16 protein-coding genes are annotated in these 17,715 nt (G+C 55.7%); 10 read left to right on the plus strand and 6 right to left on the minus strand.

The window, feature by feature from the left end; genetic code table 11:
- The first annotated feature begins 203 nt into the window (after positions 1-203).
- Positions 204-1,277, plus strand: coding sequence for an AI-2E family transporter (locus tag ACH1XZ_RS00540; protein WP_395593903.1), 1,074 nt, complete (start codon positions 204-206; stop codon positions 1,275-1,277).
- 79 nt (positions 1,278-1,356) lie between these two features.
- On the opposite strand, the gene bcp is transcribed toward ACH1XZ_RS00540, so the two are convergent.
- Together bcp and ACH1XZ_RS00550 are read right to left on the minus strand one after the other, a co-directional pair.
- Positions 1,357-1,827: a thioredoxin-dependent thiol peroxidase gene (gene bcp / locus ACH1XZ_RS00545; RefSeq protein WP_185668932.1), complete on the minus strand. Its 471-nt coding sequence runs from the start codon at positions 1,825-1,827 to the stop codon at positions 1,357-1,359.
- Positions 1,827-2,399: a glycine cleavage system transcriptional repressor gene (locus ACH1XZ_RS00550; protein WP_395593904.1), complete on the minus strand. Its 573-nt coding sequence runs from the start codon at positions 2,397-2,399 to the stop codon at positions 1,827-1,829. The genes bcp and ACH1XZ_RS00550 overlap by 1 nt, the downstream gene beginning before the upstream one ends.
- A 154-nt stretch (positions 2,400-2,553) precedes the next feature.
- Between ACH1XZ_RS00550 and dapA the strand changes: the two genes are divergently transcribed.
- From dapA to ypfH, 6 genes are all read left to right on the plus strand, one after another.
- Positions 2,554-3,432: a 4-hydroxy-tetrahydrodipicolinate synthase gene (gene dapA, locus ACH1XZ_RS00555; RefSeq protein WP_395593905.1), complete on the plus strand. Its 879-nt coding sequence runs from the start codon at positions 2,554-2,556 to the stop codon at positions 3,430-3,432.
- A gap of 16 nt (positions 3,433-3,448) precedes the next feature.
- Complete coding sequence (gene bamC, locus ACH1XZ_RS00560) at positions 3,449-4,483, plus strand: outer membrane protein assembly factor BamC (protein ID WP_395593906.1); 1,035 nt, start codon at positions 3,449-3,451, stop codon at positions 4,481-4,483.
- 109 nt (positions 4,484-4,592) lie between these two features.
- Complete coding sequence (purC, locus tag ACH1XZ_RS00565; RefSeq protein WP_035891480.1) at positions 4,593-5,306, plus strand: phosphoribosylaminoimidazolesuccinocarboxamide synthase; 714 nt, start codon at positions 4,593-4,595, stop codon at positions 5,304-5,306.
- Positions 5,307-5,514: 208 nt separating this feature from the next.
- On the plus strand, positions 5,515-6,387 hold the full coding sequence (gene ypfJ, locus ACH1XZ_RS00570; RefSeq protein ID WP_395593907.1) for a KPN_02809 family neutral zinc metallopeptidase: 873 nt from the start codon (positions 5,515-5,517) through the stop codon (positions 6,385-6,387).
- Positions 6,388-6,393: 6 nt separating this feature from the next.
- Positions 6,394-8,403: a tRNA(Met) cytidine acetyltransferase TmcA gene (locus ACH1XZ_RS00575; RefSeq protein WP_395594668.1), complete on the plus strand. Its 2,010-nt coding sequence runs from the start codon at positions 6,394-6,396 to the stop codon at positions 8,401-8,403.
- 76 nt (positions 8,404-8,479) lie between these two features.
- On the plus strand, positions 8,480-9,178 hold the full coding sequence (ypfH, locus tag ACH1XZ_RS00580; RefSeq protein WP_395593908.1) for an esterase: 699 nt from the start codon (positions 8,480-8,482) through the stop codon (positions 9,176-9,178).
- A gap of 129 nt (positions 9,179-9,307) precedes the next feature.
- Here the strand turns inward: ypfH and ACH1XZ_RS00585 are convergent, their stop codons facing one another.
- From ACH1XZ_RS00585 to ACH1XZ_RS00595, 3 genes are read right to left on the minus strand one after another with little or no spacing between them, the layout of a single operon-like run.
- Positions 9,308-9,508, minus strand: coding sequence for a YpfN family protein (locus tag ACH1XZ_RS00585; protein WP_333496781.1), 201 nt, complete (start codon positions 9,506-9,508; stop codon positions 9,308-9,310).
- 25 nt (positions 9,509-9,533) lie between these two features.
- Positions 9,534-10,661: a succinyl-diaminopimelate desuccinylase gene (gene dapE / locus ACH1XZ_RS00590; RefSeq protein ID WP_395593909.1), complete on the minus strand. Its 1,128-nt coding sequence runs from the start codon at positions 10,659-10,661 to the stop codon at positions 9,534-9,536.
- Positions 10,662-10,718: 57 nt separating this feature from the next.
- A complete protein-coding gene (locus tag ACH1XZ_RS00595) occupies positions 10,719-11,078 on the minus strand; it encodes an ArsC family reductase (RefSeq protein WP_395593910.1) in 360 nt (119 codons plus the stop codon).
- A 357-nt stretch (positions 11,079-11,435) separates the two neighbouring features.
- On the opposite strand from ACH1XZ_RS00595, the gene ypfM reads away from it, so the two are divergent.
- Positions 11,436-11,495, plus strand: coding sequence for a protein YpfM (gene ypfM / locus ACH1XZ_RS00600; RefSeq protein ID WP_001386977.1), 60 nt, complete (start codon positions 11,436-11,438; stop codon positions 11,493-11,495).
- A gap of 140 nt (positions 11,496-11,635) precedes the next feature.
- Here ypfM and acrD read toward each other — a convergent pair whose 3' ends face one another.
- Positions 11,636-14,749, minus strand: a complete 3,114-nt coding sequence (gene acrD / locus ACH1XZ_RS00605) for a multidrug efflux RND transporter permease AcrD (RefSeq protein WP_395593911.1) — start codon at positions 14,747-14,749, stop codon at positions 11,636-11,638.
- A 327-nt stretch (positions 14,750-15,076) separates the two neighbouring features.
- Here acrD and aegA point away from each other — a divergent pair, with 327 nt between their 5' ends.
- Both aegA and nudK read left to right on the plus strand, forming a co-directional pair.
- Entirely contained in the window at positions 15,077-17,059 is a 1,983-nt protein-coding gene (gene aegA, locus ACH1XZ_RS00610) for a formate-dependent uric acid utilization protein AegA (protein WP_395593912.1), read from the plus strand.
- Between the two features lie 57 nt (positions 17,060-17,116).
- Positions 17,117-17,695 carry a GDP-mannose pyrophosphatase NudK gene (gene nudK, locus ACH1XZ_RS00615; RefSeq protein WP_395593913.1) on the plus strand — a complete coding sequence of 193 codons (579 nt, stop codon included), beginning with the start codon at positions 17,117-17,119 and terminating at the stop codon, positions 17,693-17,695.
- The last annotated feature ends 20 nt before the right edge of the window (positions 17,696-17,715 follow it).

Consider the following 17,715-nt stretch of genomic DNA (forward strand, 5'->3'; position numbering starts at 1 on the left):
TAATGTGGGGATGTGCCTGTTTTGACCAACAGCCTAATGTTACGTTCCATTATGTGCTGCTCTGGGAGTGTATCTATCTGCTCACGGGTTGAAAATGATAATCGCGTGATTGTTGGGATAAATATAAAAAGCGGAGTCTTTTTTGTGACACTTCGATACAATTCATTCCTTCAATGAAAGCAAAGCGTTCAGGGAATCGATTTATGCTCGAGATGTTGATGCAGTGGTACCGCCGCCGATTTAGTGATCCGGAGGCGATTGCGCTGCTGGTTATTCTGGTGGCAGGTTTTTGCATTTTGTTCTTCTTCAGCGGCCTGTTGGCGCCGCTGCTGGTTGCGCTGGTGCTAGCCTACCTGCTGGAGTGGCCGACCGTCCGTCTGGAGCGGCTGGGCTGGTCCCGTACCTGGGCCACCACCGCGGTGATGGTGCTGTTTATCGGCATTCTGCTGCTGATGTCCTTCGTGGTGATGCCGATTGCCTGGCAGCAGGGGATTAACCTTATCCACGACATGCCTGGCATGCTCAATAAACTCTCCGATTTTGCCGCCACGCTGCCGCGCCGTTACCCGGCATTGATGGATGCGGGCATTATCGATGCAATGGCTGAAAACATGCGTACGCGGATGCTGACGCTGGGCGATTCGGTGGTCAAATATTCCGTCGCTTCGCTGGTCGGACTGCTGACGCTGGCGGTCTATCTGGTGCTGGTGCCGTTGATGGTCTTCTTCCTGGTGAAGGACAAAGAGCAGATGCTGAACGCCGTGCGCCGCGTGCTGCCGCGCAACCGTGGCTTGGCGGGTCAGGTGTGGAAAGAGATGAACCAGCAGATTACCAACTATATCCGCGGTAAGGTGCTGGAGATGATCGTCGTTGGGGTTGCCACCTGGCTTGGCTTCCTGATGTTTGGTCTTAACTACTCGCTGCTGCTCGCTGTGCTGGTCGGGCTGTCGGTGCTGATTCCTTACATTGGCGCATTTGTGGTCACCATCCCCGTGGTCTGCGTGGCACTGTTCCAGTTTGGCCTGGGCACCGAGTTCTGGAGCCTGTTTGCGGTCTATCTGATTATTCAGGGGCTCGATGGGAACCTGCTGGTACCGGTGCTGTTCTCCGAAGCCGTGAACCTGCATCCGCTGGTGATTATTCTGTCGGTGGTGATTTTTGGCGGGCTGTGGGGATTCTGGGGCGTGTTCTTTGCGATACCGCTGGCGACGCTGATTAAAGCGGTGGTGCACGCCTGGCCGGATGGGCTGGTGACGGAAGAGGAAGTATCGAATTGACGCGTAGCCCGGGCGAGGCGTTTACGCCGACCCCGGGATAACCCCGGCGTCGTTGCGCTCGGCCGGGCTACGTTATTGGTTAGGCGTTCGCCTGCAGCCAGCCCAGCACGATATCGTGGTGGTTGGTGGTTTTGAAGTCGTCGAAGACGTGCTCGACTTTACCGTCTGCGTCTATCAGGAAGCTGGTACGGTGGATGCCGTCATAGGTTTTGCCCATAAAGGTTTTCTCACCCCAGATACCAAACTGCTCGCAAACCTGGTGATCTTCATCGGAGAGCAGCGTGAAGTTCAGCAGCTCTTTTTCGGCAAAGCGGGAGAGCTTTTCCGGCTTATCGGTGCTGATGCCCAGCACTTCAACGCCCACTTTTTTCAGCTCATCCATATTGTCGCGAAGGCCGCAGGCCTGCACGGTGCAGCCAGGGGTCATTGCTTTCGGGTAGAAATAGACCAGAACACGTTGTCCCTGGAAGTCGGTCAAATTTACCTGCTCGCCGTCTTGATCGGGCAAACTAAATTTCGGTGCGATATCACCGGCTTTCAGTGGGTTCATTACTCAGCTCCATCCTGTTCGTCATGCTGTGAATAATTGATCACGTTTATACTGCCTTGTGCATTGAGTTCTGTACATAGGGCTTTGAACGCTTGCTCAATATTTGATGCATTTTTCGTAGCGGGGCTATGGGCCGTAATCTGGATAAACAGCTGTGCAACGCCTGCGTTATCGCCCGGCTGCGTGCGCGATACTAGCTCGGCAATGTTCATCTCCCAGCTATCAAACAGCGCGGTAAAGCGCTCAATAATATGCGGCGAATCAGGCACCTCGACCTGCACCCAGACCGTTGCCGGCATCGCCGGGCGTGGACGCGCGGTGGTACGTTTCATCACGATAAGCAGGTCCAGCTCTGCGCCTTTCAGCGGCAGGGTGGATTCAATCAGCGTAATCGCATTCCAGGAACCGGAAAGCAGCATAATAAAAGTGAATTCATCCCCCAGCATGGCCAAGCGACTGTCTTCGATATTACAGCCGCAGCTGCTCACGTGACGGGTAATCGTATTGACGATGCCAGGGCGATCCGCGCCCAGGGCTGTAATGACCAGATAGTGTTGTAATGAGGCTGTCAAACCTGTTCTTCCTTTAAAAAGGTGCGGTATTCATTAGGAAAGCATAAAAAAAACCGGCATACAACATTCTGAGGGGCTTCAGTCTCTTGCTTTTATTACAAGACCAAACGTACCATTGAGATTCATGTCCGCACGTCAGCACAGAGGATGGCCCATGTTCACGGGAAGTATTGTAGCGCTTGTCACGCCGATGGATGAAAAAGGTAATGTCGACCGTTCAAGCCTGAAAAAACTGATTGATTACCATGTCGCCAGCGGAACCTCGGCGATTGTCTCGGTAGGGACTACCGGCGAATCAGCAACGCTCAGCCACGAAGAGCATGGCGATGTCGTGATGACCACGCTGGAGCTGGCCGATGGCCGCATTCCGGTTATCGCAGGAACGGGGGCAAATGCAACCGCAGAGGCGATTAGCCTGACCCAGCGTTTTAATAATAGCGGCGTGGTAGGTTGTCTTACCGTTACCCCGTATTATAACCGTCCAACTCAGGAAGGTTTGTTCCAGCACTTCAAAACGATCGCTGAGCATACTGACCTGCCGCAAATTCTGTATAATGTGCCGTCCCGTACCGGTTGCGATATGCTGCCGGAAACCGTAGGTCGCCTGGCGAAAATTAAAAATATTATCGCGATTAAGGAAGCCACGGGGAACTTAAGCCGTGTTCATCAGATCAAAGAGCTGGTTTCAGATGACTTCATCCTGCTGAGCGGTGATGATGCAACCGGTCTGGACTTCATGCAGCTCGGCGGTCATGGCGTTATTTCAGTGACGGCAAACGTCGCGGCGCGTGATATGGCGGAAATGTGCAGACTGGCAGCTGATGGCCAGTTTGATAAGGCGCGTATCATTAACCAGCGTCTGATGCCGCTGCACAATAAATTATTTGTCGAACCCAATCCGATCCCAGTGAAATGGGCATGTAAGGAATTGGGACTTGTGGCGACCGATACCATGCGTTTGCCGATGACACCTATCACCGACCACGGTCGTGATGTAGTGGCATCTGCATTGAAGCATGCCGGTTTGCTGTAAAGTTTAGGGAGATTTGATGGCTTACTCAGTACAGAAGTCGCGCCTGGCGAAGGTTGCGGGGGTATCGCTGGTTTTACTGCTTGCGGCCTGTAGTTCCGACTCGCGCTATAAGCGCCAGGTGAGCGGTGATGAATCCTACCTGCAAGCAACACCGTTAAGTGAACTTCACGCCCCTGCGGGCATGATTCTGCCGGTTGAAAATGGCGACTATAACATTCCAGTCGCCAACGGCAGCGGTGCCGTCGGCAAAGCGCTGGATATCCGTCCGCCAGCACAGCCGCTGGCGCTGGTTTCCGGTGCGCGAACCCAGTTTACGGGTGATACCGCTACGCTGCTGGTAGAAAATAGCCGTAGTGGTTCTCTGTGGCCGCAGGTTGTCAGCATCGTTCAGGGGAAAAACTACGCTATCACCAAACGTGATGATGCTAGTCAGACGCTGACGACGGACTGGGTTGAGTGGAACCGTCTTGATGAAGACCAGCAGTACCGTGGTCGCTATCAGATCTCCGTACAGCCTCAGGGTTATCAGCAGGCCGTCATGGTGAAACTGGTTAACCTCGAACAGGCTGGTAAGCCGGTTGCAGATCGTGCTTCCCTGCAGCGTTATAGCGCTGAAATGCTGAACGTTATCTCAGCGGGCCTCGATAAGAACGCGACGGATGCCGCGAACAACGCCAGAGGCTCTGCCGGTGCAACCTTCGACGTTCAGAGCGCCGCTGACGATACCGGTCTGCCAATGCTGGTCGTCCGTGGTCCGTTCAACCAGGTGTGGCAGCGTCTGCCAGCCGCGCTGGAAAAAGTGGGCATGAAAGTGACCGATAGCACCCGTTCTCAGGGCAGCATCGCGGTGACTTACAAACCGCTGTCCGACAGCAGGTGGAGAGATCTGGGTGCAAGCGATCCGGGCATGGTTTCCGGTGACTACAAACTTCAGGTCGGTGACCTGGATAACCGTAGTAGCCTGCAGTTCATCGATCCGAAAGGCCATCCGTTGACGCAGTCTCAGAATGACGCCCTGGTAGCTGCATTCCAGGCCGCATTTACGAAGTAATTTAAGAGGGCTGGAGCAATCCGGCCCTTTTTTCTGTATAGTGACGCAATCGTGTGCGTCGGCAGAAAATGCACAAATATTTATCTTAATTCTCACTGGAGTGACAAAGATGCAAAAGCTAGCTGAGTTGTATCGTGGTAAAGCGAAAACCGTATACAGCACCGAAAACCCGGATCTGTTGGTACTCGAATTCCGTAACGATACGTCAGCAGGGGATGGTGCTCGCATTGAGCAGTTCGATCGTAAAGGCATGGTGAACAACAAGTTCAACCATTTCATTATGAGCAAACTGGCAGAAGCGGGGATCCCAACCCAAATGGAAGCGCTGTTGTCCGATACCGAATGTCTGGTGAAAAAGCTGGATATGGTGCCGGTGGAATGCGTTGTGCGTAACCGTGCCGCAGGGTCGCTGGTGAAACGCTTAGGGATTGAAGAAGGTATCGAACTCAACCCACCGCTGTTTGACCTGTTCCTGAAAAACGATGCCATGCACGACCCGATGGTTAACGAATCCTACTGCGAAACCTTTGGCTGGGTGAGCAAAGAGAACCTGGCACGCATGCAGGAACTGACCTTCAAAGCGAACGACGTGCTGAAAAAGCTGTTTGACGATGCGGGCCTGATCCTCGTCGACTTCAAGCTGGAGTTCGGTCTGTTTAAAGGCGAAGTGGTGCTGGGCGATGAGTTCTCGCCAGATGGCAGCCGTCTGTGGGACAAAAAGACCATGGATAAAATGGACAAAGACCGTTTCCGTCAGAGCCTGGGTGGCCTGATTGAAGCGTACGAAGAAGTGGCACATCGTTTAGGCGTGAAGCTCGACTAAGTTGATGCATTCCCCGGCCTCGCCCTGCGCGTAGGCCGGATAAGGCGTTTACGCCGCCATCCGGCAATGTGCGCGTTGCCGGATGGCGCTGCGCTTATCAGCCCTACATCCTCATCGCGGGAATCTCCGCACAACATTTCCAGTGGTAATCCCCCCCGTAACCGCCTACGATCGTATCAGTATTTCTGATAATAAGACTGAGGTAGTTATGCGTTGGCAAGGTCGTCGCGAAAGCGACAATGTAGAAGACCGGCGGAACAGTTCGCAGCCCCCGATGATGGGAGGGCGCGGCCCAGGTTTTCGTATTCCGAGCGGTAAAGGCGGCATTGTACTGCTGATTATCGTGCTGGTTGCCGGTTACTACGGCGTGGATCTGACCGGCCTCATGACCGGTGAACCAGTAGGCCAGCAGCAAACCTCTCAGCGGGTCAGCGGCCCGAAAGATGACGAAGCGGCGAAATTTACCTCAGTGATCCTTGCCACTACCGAAGACACCTGGGCGCAGGAGTTTAAGGCGATGGGCAAAACCTATCAGCCGCCGCGTCTGGTGATGTACCGCGGTGCGACCCGTACCGGTTGCGGTACCGGACAATCGGTCATGGGGCCGTTCTACTGTCCGACCGACAGCACCGTCTATATCGACCTCTCTTTCTACGATGACATGAAAAACAAGCTTGGCGCGGGCGGCGATTTCGCTCAGGGCTACGTGATTGCGCATGAAGTCGGCCACCACGTACAAAAGCTGCTGGGTATCGAGCCGAAAGTGCGTCAGATGCAGCAGGGCGCATCGCAGGCGGAGGTGAACCGTCTGTCCGTGCGTATGGAGCTTCAGGCGGACTGCTTTGCCGGCGTCTGGGGTCATAACATGCAAAAGCAGGGGATTCTGGAAGCTGGTGACCTGGAAGAGGCGCTGAACGCCGCGCAGGCCATTGGCGATGACCGTTTGCAGCAGCAGGGGCAAGGGCGTGTGGTGCCTGATAGCTTTACGCACGGTACCTCACAGCAGCGCTATACCTGGCTGAAACGCGGCTTTGATAGCGGCGATCCGGCGCAGTGTAATACCTTTAGCAAACCGCTCTAAGAGTCGCTGACCGTCATGGATGAACTATTTACGCAGGCTTTGCGGATGGAACAGGAAGGGATTCGCCGTCTTCTGGTTATCAGCGGCGATCCCACCTGGTGCGCGCAGCAGGCTAACGCATTTCGCGGTGCTGCGGTTGAGGACATTCTCTGGGTCGGTTTACAACCGGTCGCTGAACCTTTTTGCCCGCCATCGAAGCTGGTAACGCTGCTGGGGCGCGAGTTCCAGCACGCGATTTTTGATGCCCGCGACGGGTTTGATGTTTCGGCTTTCGCCGCGCTGGCGGGCACGTTACGAGCGGGAAGCTGGCTGCTGCTGTTAGTCCCCGAACTCATGCAGTGGCCCCATCAGGCTGATGCTGATTCTCTGCGCTGGAGCGATACGCCAGAGCCAATAGCCACGCCCAACTTTGTCACGCATTTCCTGCGCACGCTCTCCTTGCATCCGCAAACGCTGCTGTGGCGGCAGGGGCAGCCTCTGCCTCCTGTCCTTCACGTTGAGCGTCCTGAGTGGCATCGCGCTAGCGGACAGCCTGAGCGCGAGCAGGAGACGATTCTGACCGCCCTGGCGAACCCTGCCACGCGAGTCTCTGTCGTGACAGCGGAGCGCGGGCGAGGGAAATCTGCGCTGGCTGGTATGCATATCCGGAATCTTCACGGCGACGCCATTGTCACCGCACCTTCCCGCGCCTCAGCCGAGGTTATCGCCACCTTTGCCGGTGAGCGTTTTAACTTTATGGCTCCTGATGCGCTGCTGGCTTCAGAAGCCCGAGCTGACTGGCTGGTGGTGGATGAGGCTGCCGCGATACCGGCGCCGCTGCTGCAAAAGCTTATCGCGCGTTTTCCCCGTACGCTGCTCACGACCACCGTGCAGGGCTACGAGGGAACGGGCCGTGGATTTTTACTGAAGCTCTGTGCCGCATTTCCCGACAGACAGCTTTTCACGTTAAGCCAGCCTATCCGCTGGGCCGCAGGGTGCCCGCTGGAAGCGCTGGTGAACGATGCGCTGATTTTTCATGACGAAGCCTTTACCACATCGCCTGCAGGCAAACCAACGCTTACCCCGGTGGGGCAGTCGTCCTGGCAGCTCACTCCTGAACGGCCCACCGCGCTGTATCAACTGCTTTCTGGCGCACATTACCGCACCTCGCCGCTCGACCTCCGCCGCATGATGGACGCCCCTGGCCAGCATTTTATCAGCGCACAAACGCCGCAGGGGCCAGCCGGTGCGCTGTGGCTGGTGGATGAGGGGGGATTATCTCCGGAGCTGAGTCAGGCCGTGTGGGCCGGTTTCCGCCGCCCGCGTGGTAATCTGGTGGCGCAGTCATTGGCGGCCCACGGCGGTAGCCCGCTGGCGGCGACCCTTATCGGACGGCGTATTAGCCGGGTTGCGGTCCACCCACAGCGTCAGTGCGAGGGTATCGGGCAACAGCTGATAGCGCAGGCGTGGGCGATGGCGACGGAATGTGACTATCTTTCGGTCAGTTTTGGCTATACCGAAGCGCTGTGGCGGTTCTGGCAGCGCTGTGGTTTTACGCTGGTGCGTATTGGCACCCAACGGGAAGCAAGCAGCGGCTGCTACGCCGCGATGGCGCTGCGTCCGCTTACCGCTGCTGGAGAGGTGCTGACGCAGCGCGAACACCGTCGGTTGTGTCGTGAGTTGCGCTGGCTTTCCCAGTGGATCGATGAAAAAGTGCCGCTTGCGGAAATGACCGAGGCTATCCTTACTGATGATGACTGGTGGGATCTGGCCGGGTTTGCTTTTGCGCATCGCCCGATGCTGGCAGCGCTCGGAAGCTTGCATAAGCTTTGTGACGCCAGCACGCTGTCGCTACCAGCGTTGCGTGGGCGGCTTTCCGGTGAGAGCGAACCCGCGCTTTGCACTCGCCTACGGCTGCACGGGCGAAAAGCGCTGTTGGTGCGCCTGCGCGATGAAGCGGCGCAGGCTATGCTGAGTCTTGACGTTGAACGGACAAATCAACTCGCCAAACGCGCCCAACAACTGCAATTTTTTTAACTGACTCATTCAGTTAAATGGCATGGTCATTATTTTGGTGCGGCGTAAACTGACCGTCAAAACCAAGGAGACAGCCATGACACACAATCACTTTGTTGTTCAAAGCCCCGCGAAGCCCGCTCAACAGCTGCTGCTGTTGTTTCATGGCGTGGGCGATAATCCGGTGGCAATGGGACAGATTGGCAGCTGGTTTGCGCCGCTGTTTCCTGATGCGCTTATCGTTAGCGTCGGTGGCGCAGAGCCTTGTGGTCCGGCACCGGGCCGCCAGTGGTTCTCCGTGGCAGGCGTGACGGAAGAAAACCGTCAGGCGCGCATTGATGCCATCATGCCGACCTTTATTGAAACCGTGCGCTACTGGCAGAAACAGAGCGGCGTTGGTCCACAGGCCACCGCGTTAATTGGCTTCTCTCAGGGGGCGATTATGTCGCTTGAGGGGATTAAAGCGGCGCCGGGGCTGGCGTCTCGCGTGATTGCCTTTAACGGCCGCTACGCGACCATGCCGGAAAAAGCGGACACTGCGACGACCATCCACCTGATTCACGGCGGGGAAGACCGGGTTATCGATCTTGCCTGGGCGGTGAAAGGTCAGGAGGCGCTACAGGATGCAGGCGGCGATGTGACGCTGGATATCGTTGAGGATTTAGGCCATGCGATAGACGATCGCAGCATGCAGTTCGCGCTGGATCACCTGCGTTATACCGTGCCGAAGCACTATTTCGATGAAGCGTTGAGCGGCAGCACGCCGAAAAATGACGATCTTATCGAGATGATATAAGTCATGTGGGTTCCCGGTTCGCCGGGAACGTGTAGGCCGGATAAGGCGAAGCCGCTATCCGGCATTCTGCCGCAGCGATGCCTGATGGCGCTACGCTTATCAGGCCTACATGAGTCCGCACGACGCGATTTATTTCTTCGGCTGGTCTTTCTTCGGCCAGTCGTCGTCATCGTCCCATTTGTCGTTAAAATCGCGATGCGGAGGCAGCTCCGGTTTATCGGCGAGGAATTTTTTGTGATCGACGCGATTCAGATCTTTAATCACGTTGATAATTACCCCAACCAGAAACACCAGCACCAGAATCCACCAGTATTTTGACAGCCAATCCATGCGCATTACCCCTTATGTTGTGCCGTCAGGCGACAAGTTGTTCCATGATACGCTGGTACATCCGTGCCAGCATTTGCAGGTCAGCGGCGTTTACGCACTCATTAATTTTATGAATGGTGGCATTCACCGGGCCTAGCTCGACAACCTGTGCGCCCATCTGGGCGATAAAGCGACCATCTGACGTACCGCCAGTGGTCAGCAACTGTGGTTCAATTTCATTATAGTGCGCGATAGCGTTCACCACCGCGTCGACCAGTTTACCGCGAGCGGTCAGGAACGGCTGTCCGGAAATCCACCAGTCGACGGTATAACGCAGCTGATACTTATCCAGCAGGGCGATGACGCGGGCTTTGATCATCTCGTCGGTGAGCTCGGTGCTGAAGCGGAAGTTGAACTGCACGAACAGATCGCCCGGGATCACGTTGTTGCTGCCGGTACCCGCCTGGATGTTGGCAATCTGCATGCTGGTCGGCGGGAAAAATTCGTTGCCCTGATCCCACTCGATCGAAACCAGTTCGTTCATCCACGGCGCGGCGCGGTGAACCGGGTTATCGGCGAGGTGCGGATACGCCACGTGCCCCTGAACGCCATGAATGGTCAGGTTGCAGGTCATTGAGCCACGACGACCGTTTTTAACGACATCGCCGACCACTTCGGTGCTGGACGGTTCGCCCACCAGGCAGTAGTCCAGGCGCTCATTGCGCGCCATCAGCGCTTCAACCACTTTTACCGTACCGTGAGTGGCGCTGGCTTCTTCATCGGAAGTAATCAAGAACGCCAGACGACCTTTATGGTTCGGGTTCTGAGCGACGAAACGTTCGGCCGCCACAACCATCGCTGCCAGCGAGCCTTTCATGTCGGCAGCGCCGCGGCCAAACAGCATGCCGTCGCGGATGGTTGGTTCAAACGGTGGGTTAATCCAGCGATCAGCATCACCGGCAGGCACCACATCGGTGTGGCCTGCGAACGCCAGCGTTTCTCCTTTGCCGCGCCACGCCCAGAAGTTCTGGGTATCGCCAAAGTCCATCGGCTCAATGGTAAAACCTACTGCGCGCAGGCGTTCAATCATTAGTGCCTGACAACCCGCATCGTCCGGGCTAAGAGAAGGGCGGCGAATAAGCTGCTGAGCCAGCTCAATGACTGGGCAAGACATAAACTAGACCTCGTTATTTTTTCGTTATCTGAAAACGGTAAAGCAGGGCCAATGGCGTTAGCGCGCTTTGGCTACCCATTGGCTATAACTGGTATCACTAAAACCCAGCAGCATAGGCTGTGCGGGCGCGCAGAGCAATGGCCGTTTGATGATGGCTGGCATTTCCAGCATCAGCGCGGCAGCGGCATCGGCGTTGTTGATTCCGGCGCGCACCTGCTCATCCAGCTTACGCCAGGTGGTGCCACGGGTATTCAGCAACGCTTCCCATCCCAGCTCGCTAATAAAGGTTGCCAGCAGTTCTGGCGTCAGGCCATCAACGCGATAATCGTGAAAGCGATATTCAACCTGATGCTCATCCAGCCAGCGGCGGGCTTTCTTTATGGTATCGCAGTTCTTTATTCCGTAGAGAGTGGTCATGTTCCGCCTTTATATCTGCAGGTTTTAGGGGACTCGAATATACACGTAATTCAGGCCGCTGCCCGTTTTAATTTCCTCCGGCCAAAGCGGCTGAAAAGCGGGCAGTTTATCATGCTAGCTACGTGCTTTGACGTAGTTTGATTGCTTTGTCGTAGGGTAAATTTGTATCATATGATTCACATTCTGATAACTATTTCAGAATGTTGCTGTTCGTCACATTAAATGTCAAAATTCCGGCCCATAGTGACCTCAAGCAGTAAAGAAAGGTTGGCAGCGGCAATCAAAGTAATCGGATTAACCGTATTCACAGGTCATACATTTGTACGTAAAATACGCATAATAATAAGAGAGGTAGTTATGATCGAACGTGAACTGGGGAACTGGAAAGATTTTATTGAAGTGATGCTTCGTAAATAATTTTCAGCAATGTGATTTAAAAGCGCTGTGTTCTTTCAATAACCATGATGGTGTTGTTTGCAGTACAGAGTAGTTGCATCACATAAAGGTCAAAAGGCGACATTCATCATGTCGCCTTTTCTGTTTTTAGGGCTTACCCGCTATTCCGGCTTCTCTTTTAGCGGGAAGCGGCGGCGCACCAGCACAAAGAACAGCGGCACAAAGAAGATAGCCAAAATCGTCGCGGAAATCATCCCCCCCACCACGCCGGTACCCACGGCATGTTGGCCGCCGGAGCCTGCGCCCGTGGTGAGGGCCATTGGCAGCACGCCGAAGATAAAGGCCAGCGAGGTCATTAAGATCGGGCGCAGACGCTGGCGGCAGGCTTCAAGCGTTGCGGTCAGTAGATCTTCCCCTTTCTGGTTCAGATCGTTGGCAAATTCGACGATCAGAATGGCGTTTTTCGCCGATAGCCCGATGACCGTTAGCAGCCCCACCTGGAAGTAAACGTCGTTTTCCAGCCCGCGCATCCAGGTCGCCAGCAGTGCGCCGATAACCCCCAGCGGAACCACCAGCATGACCGAGAACGGTACGGACCAGCTCTCATACAGCGCCGCCAGGCAGAGGAAGACGACCAGCAGCGAGATGGCGTACAGCGCCGGAGCCTGTGCGCCCGACAGCCGTTCCTGATAGGACATCGCCGTCCACTCAAGGCCGAAGCCGGTCGGCAGCTGCTGCACCAGATTTTGCATCACGTCCATGGCGGTACCGGTACTGACGCCTGGCGCGGCCTCACCAATAATTTCAACCGCTGAATAGCCGTTATAGCGCTCCAGACGTGGTGAGCCGGTCTCCCAGCGTGAAGTGGCAAAGGCGGAGAACGGCACCATCTGCCCGGCATTATTGCGCACGTACCACAGGTTCATATCTTCCGGCAGCATGCGGTATTTTGCTGCGGCCTGAACGTACACTTTCTTCACGCGTCCGCGATCCATAAAGTCGTTCACGTAGCTTGAGCCCCATGCGGTTTGCAGCGTGTCGTTGATATCATCAATAGAGACGCCCAGCGCCTGTGCTTTACGCTGATCGATATCGACCTGCAGCTGCGGGCTATCGTCCAGACCGTTGTGGCGTACGCGGGTTAACTCAGGATCGTTGCCCGCCAGTTCCAGCAGCTTATCGCGGGCCGCCATCAGCGCATCGTGCCCGGCACCGGCGTGATCCTGCAACTCCATATCGAAACCGGCAGAGCTTCCGAGGCCGCTAATGGCCGGTGGGCTGCTGGCGTAGACACGGGCTTCTTTGATTTTGTTCAGCGCTTTAGTGGCGCGTTCGATAATGGCAAACGAGGTGCCGGTTTTGCTGTCACGTTCGTCCCAGTCTTTCAGGCGCACGAACATACGCGCGACGTTTTGACCATTACCGCCGGGGCCGGAGCCGATGGTGGCAAATATCGACGTGACGTTGTCTTTCTCGTTTTTGAAGAAATAGTCTTCAACTTGTTCAACCACCTTCAGCGTCTGCTGTTGGGTTGAACCACTTGGCAGCTGTACGGAGGTGGTGAACATGCCGCGGTCTTCCAGCGGTAGGAAGGAAGAGGGCAGGCGCAGGAACAGGAACACCATGCCGCCCAGCAGCAGCACGTAAATCAGCATCCAGCGAATGCTGCGATGGAGGATTTTGGCCACGCCCGACTCATAGCGACGCGCGCTGGCATCAAAGTGGCGGTTGAACCAGCCGAAGAAGCCTTTGGTGCCGTGCACTTCTCCTTTATGAATGGGTTTGAGGATCGTCGCGCAGAGCGCCGGGGTCAGAATCATCGCCACCAGCACCGACAGCACCATCGCCGAGACAATGGTAATGGAGAACTGGCGATAGATTGCCCCGGTGGTGCCGCCGAAGAAGGCCATCGGAATAAAGACCGCCGATAACACCATGGCGATACCCACCAGCGCGCCCTGAATTTGTCCCATCGATTTGCGCGTCGCCTGCCGTGGCGTGAGCCCCTCGGTACTCATTATTCGCTCAACGTTCTCGACCACCACGATGGCATCATCCACCAGCAGGCCGATGGCAAGCACCATCGCGAACATCGTCAGCGTGTTTATGCTGTATCCGCAGGCATAGAGGATGGCGAAGGTGCCCATCAATACCACGGGAACGGCAATGGTCGGAATCAGCGTGGCGCGGAAGTTCTGCAGGAACAGGTACATCACCAGGAACACGAGCAGGATAGCTTCCAGCAGCGTTTTTACCACGTCCTTGATAGAGGCTTTAACGAACGAGGTGGTCTCGTAGGCCACCTTATATTCCAGCCCGTGCGGGAAGTACTGCTTCAATTCGTCCAGACGCTGGATAACCCGCTCGGCGGTGGCCATTTCGTTGGCACCGGAGGCGAGTTTAATCCCTAAACCGGAGGCCGGATTGCGGTTGTAGCGGCTGAGGTAGTCGTATTTTTCGGCACCCATTTCCACGGTGGCGACGTCGCCCAACGTCACCTCTGAACCGTCCTGGTTGACGCGCAGAGTAATATCGCGGAACTGCTGCGGTGTTTGCAGCAGAGATTGAGCGTTGATGGTGGCGTTCAGCGCCTGCTTGTCGATAGACGGTGTGCCGCCAAGCTGGCCAACCGCAATCTGGGCGTTCTGCGATTTAATCGCATCCGTCACGTCGGCCGTGGTCATCTGGTAGCTGTTAAGCTTGGCTGGGTCCAGCCAGATACGCATCGAATACTGCGAACCATAGGCGTCGATATCGCCTACACCATCGACGCGGCTGATAGGGTCCTGAACGTTACTGGCAACGTAGTCGGAAATATCCTGCTTATCCATGCTGCCATCGGTGGAGACAAACGCAATGGTCAGGATGTTGGTATCACCGGTTTTGCGGACCGTGACGCCCTGAGTTTGTACCGCCTGCGGCAGCTTATTCATCGCGGTTTGCAGCTGGTTTTGCACCTGCTGCACCGCTTCGTCAGGGTCGGTTCCCGCGACGAAGCTTAAGGTGATGGTTGCCTGCCCGGTGGCGCTACTTTGTGAGGACATGTACATCAGGTTATCGATACCGGTCATATTCTGCTCGATAACCTGCGTGACGGTGTTTTCCAGCGTTTGCGCGGAGGCGCCAGGATAGTTCGCCGTCACGCGCACGTTCGGAGGCGCGAGATCCGGGTATTGCTCAACGGGTAAAGAAAATATCGCCAGGGCCCCTGTGAGGCACAATAGGATTGCCAGCACCCAAGCAAAAATGGGGCGATCAATAAAGAAATTCGCCATCAGGATCCGAACCTCGTGTTGTTCATTTTTTTATGTATTGAATTGCGTGAAACACTGTAGCCGTAAGGCTCCCGGCAATCGTGGAGAAAAAAAGGAGATAATGTAAATTATCATTCCGCTTTCCTGAAACGGTTTGCACATCCTTACGCTGCCAGCCTCAGAACCTGAAACGTAATTTCATTGAAGCTGAAATTTTTTGATCTGCCACATCATACTGATAAATAGTCCCCGTTTCTGGGCAAATGGACATTGCCTGGGTGAGGAATACTCGGCTAATAAATAGAACTTATAAATATAAGGTTAATTTGAACCATAGGCTGAGAATGTATGAACCGTTTTATTAGGGTAGATAGCCAAAAATGCATTGGATGCAAGGCGTGTGAAGTAGCCTGCGTAATGTCGCATAACAATGAGCAGCATGTGCTAACTCCTGCTCAGTTTATTCCGCGTATTACGACCGTAAAGATGAATAACCAGCGAGGGGCGGCAACCTGCCATCACTGCGAGGATGCCCCCTGCGCGCGTAGCTGCCCGAACGGCGCTATTCGTCAGAGTGATGATGCTATTCTGGTCGATCAGGCGAAATGCATCGGCTGCAAATCCTGCGTCGTTGCCTGCCCGTTTGGCACCATGCAAATAGTGCTGACGCCAACCAAAGAGGGGCGCGTTAAAGCGAGCGCCCACAAATGCGATCTGTGCCATGACCGCGCGGCGGGTCCGGCGTGTGTGGAAAACTGTCCGGCGGATGCGCTTCAGTTGATGACCAGTCAGCAGCTTACCGACATTGCCAAAAACCGCCGTCTACAGACCGCCTGCCGGGAAGCGCAGCCGTGGCACAGCGGCAGCCGCGCTGTTGCGCCGGAAGTGAAGCGCAGTAAAGTCGAGCAGATGGCACAAACGCCAGCGCGCGGCGAGGCCGATAAGCTCAACATCGCGGCCCGCAAAACCGGCTTTGCAGAGATCTATCTGCCGCTGCAGGAAGATCAGGCGCAGCAGGCCTCTTCTCGCTGCCTGACCTGTGGAGAGCACAGCATCTGCGAATGGACCTGCCCGTTGCACAACCATATCCCGCAGTGGATTGAACGGGTGAACGCCGGGGATATCGACGCAGCGGTAGAGTTGTCGCATCAGACCAACCCGCTGCCGGAAATCACCGGTCGTGTCTGCCCGCAGGACCGACTCTGCGAAGGGGCCTGCACCATTCGTGATGAACATGGCGCGGTGACTATCGGTAATATCGAACGCTATATCTCAGACCGCGCGCTGGCTAAAGGCTGGCGGCCTACCGTCGGTAACGTTGCCAGCAGCGGCAAGCGAGTGGCGATTATCGGCGCGGGTCCGGCGGGGCTGGCGTGCGCCGATATCCTGGTGCGTCAGGGGGTAGAGCCAGTGGTATTTGACCGCCATCCGGAAATCGGCGGCCTGCTGACCTTCGGCATCCCTTCCTTCAAGCTGGATAAATCGCTGATGGCGCGCCGTCGTGAGATCTTCACCGAAATGGGGATCCGTTTTGAGCTGAACTGCGAGATTGGTAAAGATATCGCCCTGGAGACGCTGCTTGCCGATTACGACGCGGTGTTTGTCGGCGTTGGGACCTATCGCTCGATGAAGGCCGACCTGCCAAATGAAGACGCGCCGGGCGTTTACGATGCCCTGCCGTTCTTGATTGCTAATACCAAAAACGTGATGGGTATCAGTGAGCTACCAGACGAGCCTTACATCAATACCAAAGGGCTGAACGTGGTGGTGCTCGGCGGCGGCGACACGGCGATGGACTGCGTGCGTACCGCGCTGCGCCACGGCGCGCAAAAAGTGACCTGTGCCTATCGTCGTGACGAAGCCAACATGCCGGGGTCGAAAAAAGAGGTCAAGAACGCCAAAGAAGAGGGCGCCGAGTTTGAATTTAACGTTCAGCCGGTGACGCTGGAGCTGGATGACAATGGCCACGTTTGCGGTATTCGCCTGCTGCGCACTCAGCTTGGTGAGCCGGATGCTCAGGGCCGCCGACGTCCTATGCCTATCCCCGGCAGTGAATTTGTGATGCCCGCCGATGCGGTGATCATGGCTTTTGGTTTCCATCCGCATAGCATGCCGTGGCTCAATGCCAAAGGGGTTGATGTCGATGACTGGGGACGTATCCGCGCTAACGTCAATTCGCCTTACCGCTATCAGACCAGCAACCCGCAGATTTTCGCTGGTGGTGACGCGGTACGTGGGGCTGATTTGGTGGTGACGGCCATGGCGGAAGGACGGCATGCCGCGCAGGGTATTCTCGACTGGCTGGGGGTAAAAATAACCCCAGCGCATTGACGATAGCCGGGCTCGGCGGCGTAATATGTCTTATCTGTATTACGCCGTGGAGCCCGCATGTCCCTGAATATCACCGTCATCAAAGATAAAATCCTCTCCGATAACTACTTTGTCCTGCGCAATATCACCTACGATTTAACCCAGCGAAACGGCGAAGTCGTCCAGCACAAACGTGAAGTCTACGACCGTGGCAACGGTGCGACGGTGCTGCTTTATAACCGCCAGAAACAGAGCGTGGTGCTGGTGCGTCAGTTCCGTGTCGCCACCTGGGTTAACGGCAACCTCGACGGTATGCTGATTGAAACCTGCGCGGGGCTACTGGACGATGATGAGCCGGAAGCCTGCATCCGCAAAGAGGCGATTGAAGAGACCGGCTACCAGGTGAGTAACGTGCGTAAGGTCTTCCAGCTTTATATGTCGCCGGGTGGCGTTACCGAGATAGTTCACTTCTTCATTGCCGAATACGATGAGCGTCTGCGGCAAAATAACGGTGGTGGGGTGGAGGATGAAGACATTGATGTGCTGGAATTACCGTTCGCGCAGGCAATTGAGATGATTCGTAGTGGCGAAATTTGCGACGGTAAGACAGTGATTTTACTTCAGTATCTGCAAAGTTCTGGCCTTATGCCGCAATAAAGGACAATGCTCAATCCGAT

This window comes from Kluyvera chengduensis, from assembly GCF_044197065.1.
Classification (GTDB): Bacteria; Pseudomonadota; Gammaproteobacteria; order Enterobacterales; family Enterobacteriaceae; genus Kluyvera; species Kluyvera ascorbata_C.

Excerpts from the sequence above, each read along its gene's own strand:
- ACH1XZ_RS00540 (WP_395593903.1), top strand. The coding sequence starts at position 204 with ATGCTCGAGATGTTGATGCAGTGGTACCGCCGCCGATTTAGTGATCCG.
- bcp (WP_185668932.1), bottom strand. The coding sequence starts at position 1,827 with ATGAACCCACTGAAAGCCGGTGATATCGCACCGAAATTTAGTTTGCCC.
- dapA (WP_395593905.1), top strand. The coding sequence starts at position 2,554 with ATGTTCACGGGAAGTATTGTAGCGCTTGTCACGCCGATGGATGAAAAA.
- bamC (WP_395593906.1), top strand. The coding sequence starts at position 3,449 with ATGGCTTACTCAGTACAGAAGTCGCGCCTGGCGAAGGTTGCGGGGGTA.
- purC (WP_035891480.1), top strand. The coding sequence starts at position 4,593 with ATGCAAAAGCTAGCTGAGTTGTATCGTGGTAAAGCGAAAACCGTATAC.
- ypfJ (WP_395593907.1), top strand. The coding sequence starts at position 5,515 with ATGCGTTGGCAAGGTCGTCGCGAAAGCGACAATGTAGAAGACCGGCGG.
- ypfH (WP_395593908.1), top strand. The coding sequence starts at position 8,480 with ATGACACACAATCACTTTGTTGTTCAAAGCCCCGCGAAGCCCGCTCAA.
- ACH1XZ_RS00585 (WP_333496781.1), bottom strand. The coding sequence starts at position 9,508 with ATGGATTGGCTGTCAAAATACTGGTGGATTCTGGTGCTGGTGTTTCTG.
- dapE (WP_395593909.1), bottom strand. The coding sequence starts at position 10,661 with ATGTCTTGCCCAGTCATTGAGCTGGCTCAGCAGCTTATTCGCCGCCCT.
- ACH1XZ_RS00595 (WP_395593910.1), bottom strand. The coding sequence starts at position 11,078 with ATGACCACTCTCTACGGAATAAAGAACTGCGATACCATAAAGAAAGCC.
- acrD (WP_395593911.1), bottom strand. The coding sequence starts at position 14,749 with ATGGCGAATTTCTTTATTGATCGCCCCATTTTTGCTTGGGTGCTGGCA.
- aegA (WP_395593912.1), top strand. The coding sequence starts at position 15,077 with ATGAACCGTTTTATTAGGGTAGATAGCCAAAAATGCATTGGATGCAAG.
- nudK (WP_395593913.1), top strand. The coding sequence starts at position 17,117 with ATGTCCCTGAATATCACCGTCATCAAAGATAAAATCCTCTCCGATAAC.